Genomic DNA, 13,425 nt, shown 5'->3' on the forward strand with positions numbered 1-13,425 from the left:
GACGCCCTTGACGATCTTGGCGACGGCGAGCGGCTCGACCTGGTCTTCGGTCTCGACCAGGATGGCGCGGTCAGCGCCCATGGCGAGCGCCGTCCGCAGCGTCTCTTCGGCCTTGGCCGGACCGACGGACACGACGACGACTTCGTCCGCCTTGCCGGCTTCCTTCAGCCGCAGCGCTTCTTCGACCGAGATTTCGTCGAACGGGTTCATCGACATCTTCACGTTCGCAAGCTCGACGCCCGAACCGTCTGCCTTCACGCGGATCTTGACGTTGTAGTCAACGACCCGCTTCACCGTCACAAGTATTTTCATGGCGAACCTTTCTCCCGCGCTCGGTATCGGCCGAACGCCTTTCGTCAGTGTCTCGATCGATCAGGCAACAATGCCCAGAATGCAAACAGCGGTTTTTCACCGGAACGCATGGCGTGTTTGACGCCAGGCGGATTGTAGAAGGAACCTCCGATCCCGGGTGAAAACCATTCGGAATCGCCATGCTGAAACTCGCCTTCCGACAGGACGAGGTAAGTCTCTTCCGGGGCGTGGTCGTGGTCGGGATAGCGCGCGTTCGGCGCCATCAGCGTCGCGCCAAGCCAGAGGTCCCTCCGATCCTCCAGGCCGCCCGGTCCGACGATCATCGCATTGGCGTGGCCCATCAGGAAATTCTCGCTGGCCGTATGGTCGTAGACCGAGCGCCACTTCCATTCGAGCATCGGCTCAAGGTCCGAGAAGCGCCTGATTAGCGTATCCAGGGACGATCGGCCGGTTTCTGCAGCCAGCACACCGTCGAGATGTTGGCTGCAGACCGGGAGGCGCTTGCCGATGTCCAAACGTTGCGGTTGCGGCGCTTCAAGCTGGGCAAAGATCTGCATCAGTGATTGGCGCGCCGTCAGATCCTGTGAAAACTGGTTGAACGCGACAAAGGCCGCGTCCAGAAACGCTTGCAAGGCGTCCAACCGCGCCATTCTCAGATGTCCTTGGCAAGACGCAGCGCATCGTAGATGGCCGCATGTGTGTTGCGGGCGGCGACCGCGTCACCGATCCGGAAGAGTTGATAGGCGCCCTCCGGGTTGCGTTCGACGGACTGCGGCGTGCCGGCAATAAGCTCTTCGTAGGAGACTTCGCCGAGGTTCCTTGAGCCAGGCTTCAATTCGAAATAGAGGTCGTCCAGCGGGATGGTGCCGTGGTTGACGACGATCTGGTCGAAGGTCTGCTGCTTGGCCACACCACCATAGTCACTGCCGACATGGGCGATGATCTGGTTGCCACTCTTTTCAACCGACTCCAGCCGGTACGTGACGGTGAGGGTCACGTCGAGCTTCTGCAGCGAGCGCATGTAGGGAACGAGGTTCATCGCCATGACCTCGGGCGCAAACGAGCGGTCCGGTGTCATGATTTCGACCTTGGCACCGGCTTTGGCGAGGAACTCGGCAGCCTGGAGGCCCGCATGGTCGCCGGCGTCGTCGAAGATGAGCACGTTGGTTCCAGGTTTCACATCACCGGAGATGATGTCCCAGGAGGAAACGACGAGTTCGTTGCCCTTCGACAGCACCTCCGTGTGCGGCAGTCCACCGGTCGCGATGATGACGACATCGGGCTTTTCGGTGAGTACAGTGTCAGCCTCGGCCCAGGTATTGAACCGGAAGGTGACGCCGAGCTTTTCGCATTGGCTCATGCGCCAGTCGATAATGCTGATCATTTCCCGCCGGCGCTCGCTCTGGGCCGTCAGGCGGATTTGACCGCCCGGATTATTCGCGGCCTCCAAAACGACGACCTCGTGGCCCCGCTCCGCAGACACGCGGGCGGCTTCAAGGCCGGCCGGCCCCGCCCCCACGATGACGACTTTCTTGCCAACGGCGGCCTTCGGGATCCGATGCGGCATCGTCTCTTCGCGGCCGGTCGCGGCGTTATGGATGCAGAAGGCCATGCCACCTTGATAGATGCGATCAAGACAGTAGTTGGCGCCGACGCAAGGGCGGATATCATCCTCGCGCTTTTCCATGATCTTGCGCACGATATGCGGGTCGGTCATGTGGGCGCGGGTCATGCCGATCATGTCGACCTTGCCGGCAGCGATCGCGTGACGAGCCGTCGCCACGTCCTGGATCTTCGCGGCATGGAAGGTCGGGAACTTGGTTGCCGCGCGCACATCGCCGGCAAAATCCAGATGCGGCGCGCTCGCCATCCCCTGGATCGGGATGACATCTGTCAGGCCCGGATCCGTATCGATATGACCGCGGATGACATTCAGGTAATCGATGAGGCCGCTTTCCTTGAGACGACGGGAGATCTCCAGGCCTTCGGCCTTTCCGGTCCCGCCGGGAAGACATTCATCTGCCGTATAGCGAACGCCGAGGATAAAGTCGTTGCCGACCCTTTCGCGCATGGCCTTGAAGACGTCGAAACAAAAGCGCAAGCGGTTATCGAGCGAACCGCCGTAGGGACCGTCGAGCTCGTTGGTGAGCGGCGAGGTGAACTGGTCAATGAGATGCCCGTAGGCTTCCAGCTCGACACCATCCATACCGCCCGCCTTCATCCGTTCGGCGGCGTCCGCAAAGTCCTTGATAATGCGCTCGATGTCCCAGTCTTCGAGCTTCTTGGGAAAGGCACGGTGCGCTGCCTCGCGATGGTGTGAGGGTGCAACGACCGGGAGCCAATCACCCTTGTCCCAGCGAGTACGCCTGCCGAGGTGCGTGAGCTGGATCATGATCGCAGCTCCCTCTTCATGCACGGCGTCGGTCATTTGCCGGATCCACGGCACGATCTCGTCCTTGTAGGCGAGCAGGTTGTTGAAGACCGGAGGGCTGTCCTTGGAGACCGCCGCCGAGCCAGCGGTCATCGTCAGCGCCACGCCGCCCTTTGCCCGCTCAACCGTATAGGCGCGGTAGCGGTCCTTCGGCATGCCGTCTTCGGGATAGGCAGGCTCGTGAGACGTAACAATGATGCGGTTGCGCAGGGTCAAATGCTTCAACTGAAACGGCTGAAGCAGGGGATCGTTCGACATGCGACGGGCTCCGGTTTATGGGAATTTATCGCAACGGTAAGCGGAAATGTACATATGTGTCAATAATCAAAAACACCGTGGTTCAGATATTCGACACACATGTACATTTTGCTTGAAACGGCCGTTTGGATTTGTTAGGAGGCAATCATGGAACAGGCGATGACTGACACTGGCTGGCGCGGTTCTCAGGAGGGATGGCTCGAGGCCGCCTATGACTCCCTGCTCGAGTCGGGCGTGGACTCGGTGAAGATCCTGCCGTTGGCCAAACGGCTCAATCTTTCCCGGACCAGCTTCTATTGGTTCTTCAAGGACCGGGAGGAACTGCTGAGTGCCCTCGTCGCGCGCTGGAGGGAGAAGAATACCGGTAATCTGGTCAAACAGTCCGAAGCCTATGCGGAGTCCTTGGCCGAGGCGATGCTGAACGTTTTCGACTGCTGGGTGAACAAGGAACTGTTCGACTCCCAGTTCGAGTTCGCCGTTCGCAGCTGGGCGCTGCAATCGCCCGAGATACAGGCCGAAGTCCATGAGGCCGATCAGGCGAGAATGGAGGCGCTGGGCCGCATGTTCATGCGGTTCGGATATGACGCGGGACCGGCGGACGTTCGCGCACGAACGACCTACCTGGTCCAGATTGGATACATCTCGATGCAGTCCAAGGAGGATCTTGCGCTCCGCATGAAGCGCATTCCGGAATACATCGCGATTTACACCGGACAAACACCACAGCAGAGGGAGCTCGATCGCTTCTTCGCCCGGCATGGCTACAAACCAGAGTGAGAGAAGCATGGAAACGGGCGGGCCTTTGAGGGTTGGCGTAATTGGTGGTGCGGGATGGCTGGGCGGAGCAATCGCCGACGCCATTCTCGACGCCGGCATCGTCGAGCCTCAAGACCTGTCACTGTCCTATCGCAGCGACCGGCCCGACCGTTTCGATCACTCCTTCTGGACAACAGACAACCAGGCACTCGCCGACCGTTCGGACGTTATCGTTCTCTCCGTCCGCCCGGCCGACTGGCAAAACCTCAACGTCGATGCCAAAGGCAAACTGCTCATCTCCGTCATGGCCGGAATTCGCCTGAACGCTCTCAGCGAGCACCACCGCACCGACCGCGTGGTCCGCACACTGCCCAATGCAGCGGCCGAAGTTCGCAAATCCTATACCCCCTGGATCGCCAGCGCTGGGCTGCAGCACGGTGATCGAGCGGTCGTAAAGGCGATCTTCGACGCTTGCGGCTCTCAGGATGAGGTGCGCTCGGAGGCCGAGATTGACTATCTGACCGGCCTCACCGGATCGGGTCCAGCCTTTCCGGCGCTGCTCGCTGCAGCGATGATGGCAGACGCCATCTCGCACGGACTGGAGCCGGAGATCGCCAAGCGCGCCGTCAACGCCCTCGTCGTGGGCGCCGGCCACCTGCTGGAACAGCGTGACGACTGTCCGACCGACATTGTCCAGACCTTCCTCGACTATCGCGGCACCACTGCGGCCGCGATCGAGGAAATGCGCGCGGCCGGCTTTGATGCCGCCGTTTCGCGCGGGTTGTCGGCGGCGTTCAGGAAATCGGTTCGCATGGGAGAAGCCTCCTAGCGCCGGAGGGCAGGTTTGCGGCAACCCGCTCCAAAAGAAGAAGCCGCCAAAGAGGGAACGATAATGAAAAGCTTGCTTGCATCGACATGCCTCTTCCTTGGGACCATCGCCGGATCATCGCTCGCCAACGCGGCCGACTGCGGCAGCGTCACCATCGCCAGCATGAACTGGCAAAGTGCCGAGGTCATTTCCAATCTCGACAAGATCATCCTCAATGAAGGTTACGGCTGCAGCGCCGAAATCACCATCGGCGATACCGTACCGACGATCACCTCCATGGCGGAAAAAGGCGAGCCGGATATCGCGCCCGAGGCCTGGATCGATCTGCTTCCCGACGTGGTCAAGAAGGGAACCGAAGAAGGCCGTATCGTAAAGGTCGGGTCTCCGCTTCCCGACGGCGGCGTCCAGGGCTGGTGGATCCCGAAGTACTTTGCCGATGCCCACCCGGACATCAAGACGATTCCCGACCTGCTGAAGCATCCCGATCTCATCAAGGATCCTGAAGACCCGAGCAAGGGCGCGATCTTCAATGGCCCGCAAGGTTGGGGCGGCACGGTCGTGACCGCACAGCTCTACAAGGCTTTCGACGCCGAAAAGGCTGGCTGGACGCTGGTTGATACCGGCTCCGCTGCGGGTCTCGACGGGTCGATCGCCAAGGCCTACGAACGCAAGGAAGGCTGGGTCGGCTACTACTGGGCGCCGACCGCCCTCCTCGGCAAATACGAGATGGTGCAACTCGAAGCCGGCGTGCCCTATGACGCAGCGGAGTGGAAGCGCTGCGTAACGGTTGCCGAATGCACCGATCCCAAGCCCAGCGCATGGCCGGTCGACACGATTGTGACGCTGGTCGCCAAGCCCTTCTCCGAAAAGGCCGGCCCGGAGGTCATGGACTACCTCAACAAGCGCTCCTGGAGCAACGAGACGATCGCCAAGCTGATGGCCTGGATGACCGACAACCAGGCGAGCGGCGAAGAAGGTGCCAAGCACTTCCTCGAAGAAAACCCGGATATCTGGAAAAAGTGGGTTTCGCCCGAGGCCGCCACGAAGATCGAGGCCGCGCTCTAAGCAGCACTGCCACAAGCCCGGTGCGGTTTGCCTCGCAGGCCGCACCGTTCCTGCCGACATAACAAGAAGAACGGATCGGCTCTTTCGAGAAGGGGAACCGAATGGACTGGTTTTATCAATTTCCGCATATGAACGACAACGCGCTTCGGGACCTGAAGAAGGTCATCGACGAGACTTTTCGCGGCTTCACCCGTAATTACGGCGAACTGATCGAGGGCTTCTTCGCACCGCTGCAGCATTTTCTGATCGCCGCCGAACGATTCATGACCAAGACGCCCTGGCCGATCATCACGCTGCTGATCCTCGCCATCGCCTGGGCAGCGACCAGAAGCATTCGCATCGCCGCCGGCTGTCTTGTGACGCTGTTGTTGATCGGCTACTTCGGCATGTGGGACGATACGATGCGGACGATCTCGATGATCTTCGTCTGCACCGTTCTGTCGATCGCCATCGGACTGCCGATCGGCATTCTCATGGCGCGTTCCGACAGGGTCCAACGGGTCGTCAATCCGGTACTCGACGTGATGCAGACCATGCCGAGCTTCGTCTACCTGATCCCCGTCGTCATGCTGCTCGGCATCGGCAAGGTTCCCGGACTGATCGCCGTCGTCATCTACGCCATCCCGCCGATGATCCGCCTCACCAATCTCGGCATTCGCCTGGTCGACAAGGATGTTCTGGAAGCCGCCGATGCTTTCGGCGCCGACAACAAGCAGAAGCTCTTCAAGGTGCAGCTCCCGCTTGCGCTGCCGACCATTATGGCCGGCATCAACCAGACGATCATGATGGCGCTCGCCATGGTCGTCATTGCCTCGATGATTGGCGTTCAGGGCCTTGGACAGCCGGTATTGAAGGCAATCGCCAACCAGTATTTCACGCTCGGCATCTTCAATGGCCTCGCCATCGTCGGCATCGCCATCATGTTCGACCGTGTCAGCCAGGCCTATGGCGAGAGACTGCAGAAGCACCGGGAGGTCGTCCATGGTTGACCACGCTTTCGGCGGCATCGCGATCCGCCATCTCTACAAGATCTTCGGGCCAAACGCCGGGGCGCATGTCGAGGCAGTCAGGAACGGCCTGACCAAGACCGAACTGAACGAGCGGCACGGACATGTGCTCGGCCTAAGTGACATCAACATCGAAATGCCGTCCGGCTCCATCCAGGTCATCATGGGGCTTTCCGGATCGGGCAAGTCGACGCTCATCCGCCACATCAACCGCCTGATCGATCCGACCGCCGGCGAAGTCCTCGTCGACGGCGTCGACGTGGTGAAGATGCCGGAAGCGGAGCTGCGCGAATTCCGGCGCCACCAGACGGCCATGGTGTTCCAGAAGTTTGCCCTGCTTCCGCATCGAAGCGTGCTCGACAACACGATCTTCGGCCTTGAAATCCAGGGCGTATCACGTGCGCAGAGCATCGACACCGCCATGCGCTGGCTGGAGCGCGTTGGGCTCAAGGGCTTCGAGAAGAAGTACCCGAACCAGCTGTCGGGTGGCATGCAGCAGCGCGTCGGCCTTGCCCGGGCGCTCGCCAACGACGCGCCTGTTCTGCTCATGGATGAAGCCTATTCGGCCCTCGATCCCCTCATCCGGACAGACATGCAATCGGTGCTTCTGGACCTTCAGAAGGAGATCAAAAAGACGATCGTCTTCATCACCCACGATCTCGACGAAGCGCTGAGGCTCGGGGACCAGATCGCCATTCTTCGCGACGGCGAGGTCATCCAGCAGGGCACCAGCCAGGATATCGTGCTGAGGCCTGCCGACGACTATGTCGCCAATTTCGTCAAGGAGGTGAACCGGGGCCGCGTTGTGAACGTCGAGGCCGTTATGGCGCCACTTGGCGCGGCCGCGACCGGCGGCCCGAGCATCCCGGCCGGCGTCACGATCGAGGAGGCCGTGCGCACACTTGCATCTGCCCCCGAAGGCGACATCACGGTCATCGACGCATCCGGCGGGCCTGTCGGCACCGTCACCTTCCGCCAGCTGGCGGGCGCGATGGTCAATGCGCGTGAGACGAACGATCACGCGATCGCAATCGCGGCCACCGCCGCCTGACTTTGCCGCCGTCTTAGTCGGGGCGGCTTGCCGCCCCGACAATCTCTCCTCCGGGCGGCCCGTCCGGGACTGCATGGAAGGCGGAGAGAGCCCGCCTTCGAATCCCGATCCTCCCCGCCCGGAGTTGCGCGCGATGTCCAAGAAGTTTGCCCGGCTGTTCTCCCCTCTCAAGTTGCGGTCGCACACGCTGAGGAACAGGATCGTGTTTGGCGCTCACACGGCGAACATGGCGGTCGAGGGTCTGCCGACCGAACGCCATGCCGCCTATTACCGGGAACGAGCGATCGGCGGGGCCGCCATGATCGTCGTCGAGCCCATGCCGGTCCATGCCGCGGCCGTCTTGACCCGCGGCAATTTCCGCCACTCCGACGATAGCGTCATCCCCCATTTCAGGAAGGTGGTTGAGGCGATCAAGGAGCATGGAGCCGTCGCGATCCAGCAGCTCTATCACGTCGGCGCGCACGGGGATTCCGACAACTCCTTTCATCCGCACTGGTCGCCCTCAGGCGGGCCCAGCTATCACGACAGCGACGGCTCGCATCCGATGACCGAGGCTGAAATCCTGGAGACGATCGATGGTTTCGTCGAGGCGGCACGGCGATGTCGGGACGCCGGCTTCGACGGCGTCGAAGTCTGGGCAGCCTATCTCGGCATGGTCGACCAGTTCTGGACCCCCTGGTGCAATCGGCGCGACGACCAATGGGGCGGATCGCTTGAAAACCGCACGCGGATATCGCGCGAAATCCTGACACGGATCAGGCAGGTCTGCGGCCCCGACTTCATCGTCGGCCTTGCCGTCAGCGACGAACCGGACGTGAAGGTCGCGCTTCAACGCGACGAGCTTGCCGAAATCATCCGCCTGCATGACGAGCTTGGCCTCATCGACTATGTCACCTGCGGCTCGGGCGGGTACCTGGATTTCTACAAGCTGATGCCGACGTTTCTCTATCCTGAAAAACTTGGCGCCGATCTGGCATCGGTCCTGAAAGGCGTCGTCAAGAATGCCGTGGTGATCGCCGAGAGCCACATCCGCACCCCGGAAAACGCCGAAACGGTGCTCGGCGAAGGAGCCGCCGATCTCGTATCGATCGTGCGCGGGCAGATCGCCGATCCGCATCTGGCGACCAAGGCGGGTGACGATCGCCCGGATGACATCCGCGGCTGCATTTCGTGCAACCAGATGTGCTGGGGACGCCGGTCGCGGGACTACTGGATCAGTTGCCTGATCAACCCCTCGGTCGGGCGCGAAGCCGAATGGAACGGCGACCGCTTCGTAAAGACCGGCGATCCGAAGCGCGTCCTGGTGATCGGCGGCGGACCCGCCGGCCTGGAGGCGGCCCGGGTGGCTGCGGAACGCGGGCACAAGGTCGTTCTCGCCGAAGCATCGAGCCGCATTGGCGGCAACTTCCTTTTGGCGGGCATGCAGCCGCGAAGGGCACAGATCCTCGATCTCATCGCGTGGTACGAACGGCAACTCGACAAACTCGGCGTAGAGGTTCGCCTGAACTCCTATGTCGAGGCCGAGGATGTAGAGCCCTCCGAATTTGACCGCGTCATCGTCGCCACTGGCTCCTATTCCCCGGAGACAGGCTTCCAGAAGGCGCTTCCGACAGTCGAGAGGATGCCGGGCCTGGCGAAGGGCAATGTCTTCACGGTCGAAGCGGTCATGGCACGCCAGGCCAGACCCGGCAAACGCGTGCTGCTCCTGGATGAAGGCGGCGGATGGCGCGGCTGCGGAACGGCCTGGAAGCTCGCCGAAGAGGGCCACCAGGTGACGATCCTGACGCCCGATCCGTTCGTCGGCAAGGAGCTGCAGAGAACTGCGGCAGACGTTCCCATGCGGCAGGCGCTGAGGAAACTCGGCGTCGAATGGATCGTCGAAGCGAGCATCACCGAGTGGCATGGCAGTGGCGCGACGATCGTCGATCACACGACGGGAGAGTGCCGCTTCATCGAGGCAGACGCCCTTGTCACGGCCACCACGAATTCTCCGGCCGACTGGCTGATGCCCGGCCTTGCCGAACGCGATATCGTTGCGCGCCAGATCGGCGATTGCGCCGCACCGCGGCAGGCACCCTATGCGTTTTATGAGGGTAGGAAAGCGGGACTGGAGATCTGAGATGGAAGAGGTCGAACTCAACCAGAGGCAAGCAGAAGATCTGGCGCTGAGAGCCTGCCTTGGTGCCGGCGCCAATCCGGCGAGCGCCCGATCGCTCGTGGACGCAACAGTGTCGGCCGCCCGCTTCGGCCCGGATGCTGTCGGGTTTCCGCACCTGGTCGATTATCTGAACAGCTTTCGCGAGGGGCGCATCAATTGCGATCCCACGCCGGTCGCCACTCGCCCCTTCCCCGCTCACATCACCTGCGATGCCGACCGAGGCATCGCGCAGCTCGGTTTCGACCTTGCCTTCCGCGATTTCGTGGATGCTGCCCGCAACTGCGGGATCGCGCTCTTCACCCAAAAGAACAGCTATACAACGGGCGAGCTCGGCTACTACGTGCGCAGGCTCGCGCTGGAAGGCCTGGGCGGTCTTGCGGCGACCAACGCCAATGCCATGGTCGTAGCGAAGGCAGGAGGACCGGCTGTCTACAGCACGAACCCCATCGCCTTCGGATTTCCGCTCGGCGCCAACGCGCCGCCACTCATCGTCGACCAATCGTCAAGCGCAACTGCCTACGTCAACATTGCCGCCGCCGCCGCCGAGGGGCGAGAAATCCCGGAAGGATGGGCGGTCGACAACGAAGGCGCCAATACTCAAGACCCCGAGAAGGCGCTTGCCGGCGCTCTTCTACCCTTCGGCGGCCGCAAGGGTGCGAACGTCGCGCTCCTCGTCGAAGTGCTGTCGGCCGGGCTTTCCGGTGGTTCCTGGTCGCTGGACACGCCAAGCTTCAGAACCGGCGATGCCTCTCCCGCTGTCGGGCTGACGGTGATTGCGATGATGCCGGGCCCGGAAGGGAGCGACCACATCGCCCGCGCACACGACCAGATCCGGCGGCTGGAGAAGCTCGGCGTTCACGTCCCGGGCGTCACGGGCAGGCCACCTGGCTCGACGGAGCAACCATTGCGCATGTCCCGCGCTGTCTTCGACGCCATCGATCGTTTCGCGTCGAATGAACATCAATCGTCCGGCGGGCTAACGTAAGAACACCGGAGGCCCGTATACGTTACACACCGAGAGAAATCGCCATCCCTTCCGGGGCGGCATACATCGCCATGTTCTTGCGCGACAGATCGAGGTGTGCGCGGATCAACACCTCCGCTCGGTCAGCGTCGTGGTTCGCTATTGCATCGATGATTTCGTCGTGCTGGCGCGACGCCTCGTGCAACTCCTCCAACATGCGCGCGTTGCTCGGTCTGTAAAAAATCTTGCCGATACGCGCATGATCGATCAAGAGCCGGCGAAGGCTTGGAAGAATGTAGGCATTGTTCGCGATCTCGCCGACCCGAAGATGAAACTTGTCATTGTAGAAGACGCGCCCGTCGACGTCATTGCTGTGGACCGCGTCGCGAAAGCTGTCCTGTATCTCGCGCAGGCCCGCGATGTCGGCCTTCGACGCGTGTTCAGCGGCCAACCGCGTGGCCGCGACGTAGATCATCGGCGCAATCAAAAAGAAATCCCGAAGGGATTGGTAGCTCATTGACGTCACGCGGGCCGGTCGGTTCGCCTCAAGTTCGATGAACCCTTCCCCCGCAAGCTGCCGCATCGCTTCGCGCACCGGAGGGCGGGAGAGCCCAAATTCCTCGCTCAATGCGACTTCGTCCAGAACCGATCCCGGCGCTATCTGCATTGTCAGGATACGGTGGCGCAAGGTGTGGTTCAGCGCAGCCTTTCGATCCGGTCCGACGCCTGCTTCAGGTGAGCTTTGATTGTTCGCCATAGCAAACTCCTTCTGAGTGCATCTTGTCTACAAAAAGTAGACTGGTCAACGTATTTCGATTTTCGTCGACTCTCCCCTGCGACCAAGCGGCTCCTTTTGCCCGCACTTCAGAAGATGTGCAAGGCCCGACCAGCTCCACTCGAAGGCAAATCCCCTATCACATATTCGGTTATTAGCCCTGGTTCCCCGAGATGAGGCGCAGCACTGCCCTGCCACCGCACCTCACGTGTCTATTGACAGTAGATCAAATGTCTATCTATTGTATTATGACAAATGAACGAGCGGCGAACCACGTCGAACGTTGCGGATAAATTTCGGATCGATGGGAGCAGACGAATGACGGAACTTCTGACCAGGGCGCAGTACGAGCAAATCGCGTCGCAACTATCCCTCCCCGCACGGGCCATCATCGATGGCCGTTCCGTCGACGCGAAATCGGGACGAACGTTTGCGACGACCAATCCCGCGACAGGAGAGAAGCTCGCGGACCTGCCCGCCTGCGGCCCCGAGGACGTCGACGCGGCGGTTGCGAGCGCGCGGCAGTCGTTTGCCGACGGCCGCTGGGCGAAGCAGCATCCCGCTGCCCGCAAGCAGGCGCTTCTTCGCCTTGCCCAACTCATCGAAGACAATCTGGTCGAACTCTCCGTCATGGAGAGCCTCGACAGCGGCAAGACGATCCTCGATTGCCAGACGGTCGACGTGCCCGAGACCGTCAACTGCCTGCGCTGGCATGCCGAAGCGATCGACAAGATCTACGATCAGGTCTCTCCGGCCTCGAACGACCACATCGCGCTCGTCGTTCGCGAGCCCGTGGGCGTCGTTGGGCTGGTCCTGCCGTGGAATTTCCCGCTGCTCATGCTCGCCTGGAAGATCGGCCCGGCGCTTGCCGCGGGCTGCAGCCTCGTCGTCAAGCCGGCGGCCGAGACGTCGCTGACGGCGCTTCGGGTGGCTGAACTGGCGCTGGAGGCGGGCATCCCGGCCGGCGTCTTCAACGTGGTGACAGGCTCAGGTTCGCAGGTCGGCGAGCCGATTGGCCGGCACATGGATGTCGATGCCGTCTCGTTCACTGGTTCCACGGAAACCGGGCGCCGTTTCCTCAAATATTCGGCCGAGTCCAACCTCAAGGAAGTCGTGCTCGAAATGGGGGGCAAGAACCCCTCGATCGTCATGGACGACGCCGACGACCTGGACGCCGTGGCAGCGCATATCGTCAACGGCGCGTATTGGAACATGGGCGAGAATTGCTCGGCCATTTCTCGACTGATCGTCCACTCCGCCGTCAAGGGGAAGCTGCTCGACAAGATCGTCTCCGAGGTGAAGGGCTGGCACGTGGGCGATCCGCTCGATCCGGACAACCGTGTCGGCCCCCTCGTCTCCGAGGCGCACTTCCGGAAAGTTGCAAGCTACCTCGGCGATGGGGTGAAGGTTCTTCACGGCGGCGAAACCAGCAAGGGCCGCTTCGTTCACCCGACCATCGTCGAGGTCGAAAGTAACGCCGCCCGGCATGCGAAGGAAGAAATCTTTGGACCGATACTGACGGTCATCACGGTTGACAGCCTGAACGAGGCGGTCGCGATCGCCAACGAGACGGAATACGGCCTGACCGCTTCCGTCTTCACCGGAAACGGTAAGCGCGCCGTGCGAGCTGCCCGCGCTCTTCGAGCCGGCACCGTCACCGTCAATTCCTTCGGTGAAGGCGATATCACCACACCCTTCGGCGGTTACAGGCAGTCCGGTTTCGGCGGGCGCGACAATTCCGTTCACGCCCACGACCAGTACACCCAGCTCAAGACCATCTGGCTCGACCTCAACGACGACGAAACCGCGGATCTGTAAC

At 61.7% G+C, this 13,425-nt stretch carries 12 protein-coding genes; 8 read left to right on the forward strand and 4 right to left on the reverse strand.

The genetic code is table 11. The annotated features are described in order from the left end of the window. The 3 genes from XB14_RS24925 to XB14_RS24935 all read right to left on the reverse strand — a co-directional run. Positions 1-312: electron transfer flavoprotein subunit beta/FixA family protein (locus tag XB14_RS24925; RefSeq protein WP_419178621.1), on the reverse strand; the 312-nt coding region annotated here is incomplete at its 3' end. 44 nt (positions 313-356) lie between these two features. Continuing rightward, positions 357-962 carry a dimethylsulfonioproprionate lyase family protein gene (locus XB14_RS24930; RefSeq protein ID WP_077965462.1) on the reverse strand — a complete coding sequence of 202 codons (606 nt, stop codon included), beginning with the start codon at positions 960-962 and terminating at the stop codon, positions 357-359. A 2-nt stretch (positions 963-964) separates the two neighbouring features. Beyond that, on the reverse strand, positions 965-3,001 hold the full coding sequence (locus tag XB14_RS24935) for an NADH:flavin oxidoreductase (protein WP_077965464.1): 2,037 nt from the start codon (positions 2,999-3,001) through the stop codon (positions 965-967). Positions 3,002-3,148: 147 nt separating this feature from the next. Here XB14_RS24935 and XB14_RS24940 point away from each other — a divergent pair, with 147 nt between their 5' ends. The 7 genes from XB14_RS24940 to XB14_RS24970 all read left to right on the forward strand — a co-directional run bounded on the left by XB14_RS24940 (position 3,149) and on the right by XB14_RS24970 (position 10,852). Next, positions 3,149-3,778, forward strand: a complete 630-nt coding sequence (locus tag XB14_RS24940) for a TetR/AcrR family transcriptional regulator (RefSeq protein WP_034799984.1) — start codon at positions 3,149-3,151, stop codon at positions 3,776-3,778. Positions 3,779-3,785: 7 nt separating this feature from the next. Next, the gene (locus XB14_RS24945; RefSeq protein ID WP_077965466.1) at positions 3,786-4,586 is read left to right on the forward strand and encodes a pyrroline-5-carboxylate reductase family protein; all 801 of its coding nucleotides are present in this window, start codon (positions 3,786-3,788) and stop codon (positions 4,584-4,586) included. 63 nt (positions 4,587-4,649) lie between these two features. Continuing rightward, positions 4,650-5,651 carry an ABC transporter substrate-binding protein gene (locus XB14_RS24950; RefSeq protein WP_077965468.1) on the forward strand — a complete coding sequence of 334 codons (1,002 nt, stop codon included), beginning with the start codon at positions 4,650-4,652 and terminating at the stop codon, positions 5,649-5,651. Positions 5,652-5,752: 101 nt separating this feature from the next. Further along, positions 5,753-6,640 (forward strand): ABC transporter permease, encoded by an 888-nt coding sequence (locus tag XB14_RS24955; protein ID WP_077965470.1) that lies wholly within the window; start codon positions 5,753-5,755, stop codon positions 6,638-6,640. After that, complete coding sequence (locus XB14_RS24960) at positions 6,633-7,709, forward strand: quaternary amine ABC transporter ATP-binding protein (protein WP_077965472.1); 1,077 nt, start codon at positions 6,633-6,635, stop codon at positions 7,707-7,709. The genes XB14_RS24955 and XB14_RS24960 overlap by 8 nt, the downstream gene beginning before the upstream one ends. Positions 7,710-7,842: 133 nt before the next feature. Then, the gene (locus XB14_RS24965; protein ID WP_077965474.1) at positions 7,843-9,828 is read left to right on the forward strand and encodes an FAD-dependent oxidoreductase; all 1,986 of its coding nucleotides are present in this window, start codon (positions 7,843-7,845) and stop codon (positions 9,826-9,828) included. 1 nt (position 9,829) lies between these two features. Beyond that, entirely contained in the window at positions 9,830-10,852 is a 1,023-nt protein-coding gene (locus XB14_RS24970; protein ID WP_077965476.1) for an Ldh family oxidoreductase, read from the forward strand. A gap of 22 nt (positions 10,853-10,874) precedes the next feature. On the opposite strand, the gene XB14_RS24975 is transcribed toward XB14_RS24970, so the two are convergent. Continuing rightward, complete coding sequence (locus XB14_RS24975) at positions 10,875-11,588, reverse strand: GntR family transcriptional regulator (RefSeq protein WP_077965478.1); 714 nt, start codon at positions 11,586-11,588, stop codon at positions 10,875-10,877. 336 nt (positions 11,589-11,924) lie between these two features. Between XB14_RS24975 and XB14_RS24980 the strand changes: the two genes are divergently transcribed. After that, positions 11,925-13,424 (forward strand): aldehyde dehydrogenase, encoded by a 1,500-nt coding sequence (locus XB14_RS24980; protein ID WP_077965480.1) that lies wholly within the window; start codon positions 11,925-11,927, stop codon positions 13,422-13,424. Position 13,425 lies beyond the last annotated feature (1 nt).

Origin of the sequence: Ensifer adhaerens (assembly GCF_002007205.1) — a bacterium.
Taxonomy (GTDB): domain Bacteria; phylum Pseudomonadota; class Alphaproteobacteria; order Rhizobiales; family Rhizobiaceae; genus Ensifer; species Ensifer adhaerens_D.

Excerpts from the sequence above, each read along its gene's own strand:
- XB14_RS24970 (WP_077965476.1), top strand. The coding sequence starts at position 9,830 with ATGGAAGAGGTCGAACTCAACCAGAGGCAAGCAGAAGATCTGGCGCTG.
- XB14_RS24950 (WP_077965468.1), top strand. The coding sequence starts at position 4,650 with ATGAAAAGCTTGCTTGCATCGACATGCCTCTTCCTTGGGACCATCGCC.
- XB14_RS24935 (WP_077965464.1), bottom strand. The coding sequence starts at position 3,001 with ATGTCGAACGATCCCCTGCTTCAGCCGTTTCAGTTGAAGCATTTGACC.
- XB14_RS24980 (WP_077965480.1), top strand. The coding sequence starts at position 11,925 with ATGACGGAACTTCTGACCAGGGCGCAGTACGAGCAAATCGCGTCGCAA.
- XB14_RS24955 (WP_077965470.1), top strand. The coding sequence starts at position 5,753 with ATGGACTGGTTTTATCAATTTCCGCATATGAACGACAACGCGCTTCGG.
- XB14_RS24930 (WP_077965462.1), bottom strand. The coding sequence starts at position 962 with ATGGCGCGGTTGGACGCCTTGCAAGCGTTTCTGGACGCGGCCTTTGTC.
- XB14_RS24945 (WP_077965466.1), top strand. The coding sequence starts at position 3,786 with ATGGAAACGGGCGGGCCTTTGAGGGTTGGCGTAATTGGTGGTGCGGGA.
- XB14_RS24965 (WP_077965474.1), top strand. The coding sequence starts at position 7,843 with ATGTCCAAGAAGTTTGCCCGGCTGTTCTCCCCTCTCAAGTTGCGGTCG.
- XB14_RS24975 (WP_077965478.1), bottom strand. The coding sequence starts at position 11,588 with ATGGCGAACAATCAAAGCTCACCTGAAGCAGGCGTCGGACCGGATCGA.
- XB14_RS24960 (WP_077965472.1), top strand. The coding sequence starts at position 6,633 with ATGGTTGACCACGCTTTCGGCGGCATCGCGATCCGCCATCTCTACAAG.
- XB14_RS24940 (WP_034799984.1), top strand. The coding sequence starts at position 3,149 with ATGGAACAGGCGATGACTGACACTGGCTGGCGCGGTTCTCAGGAGGGA.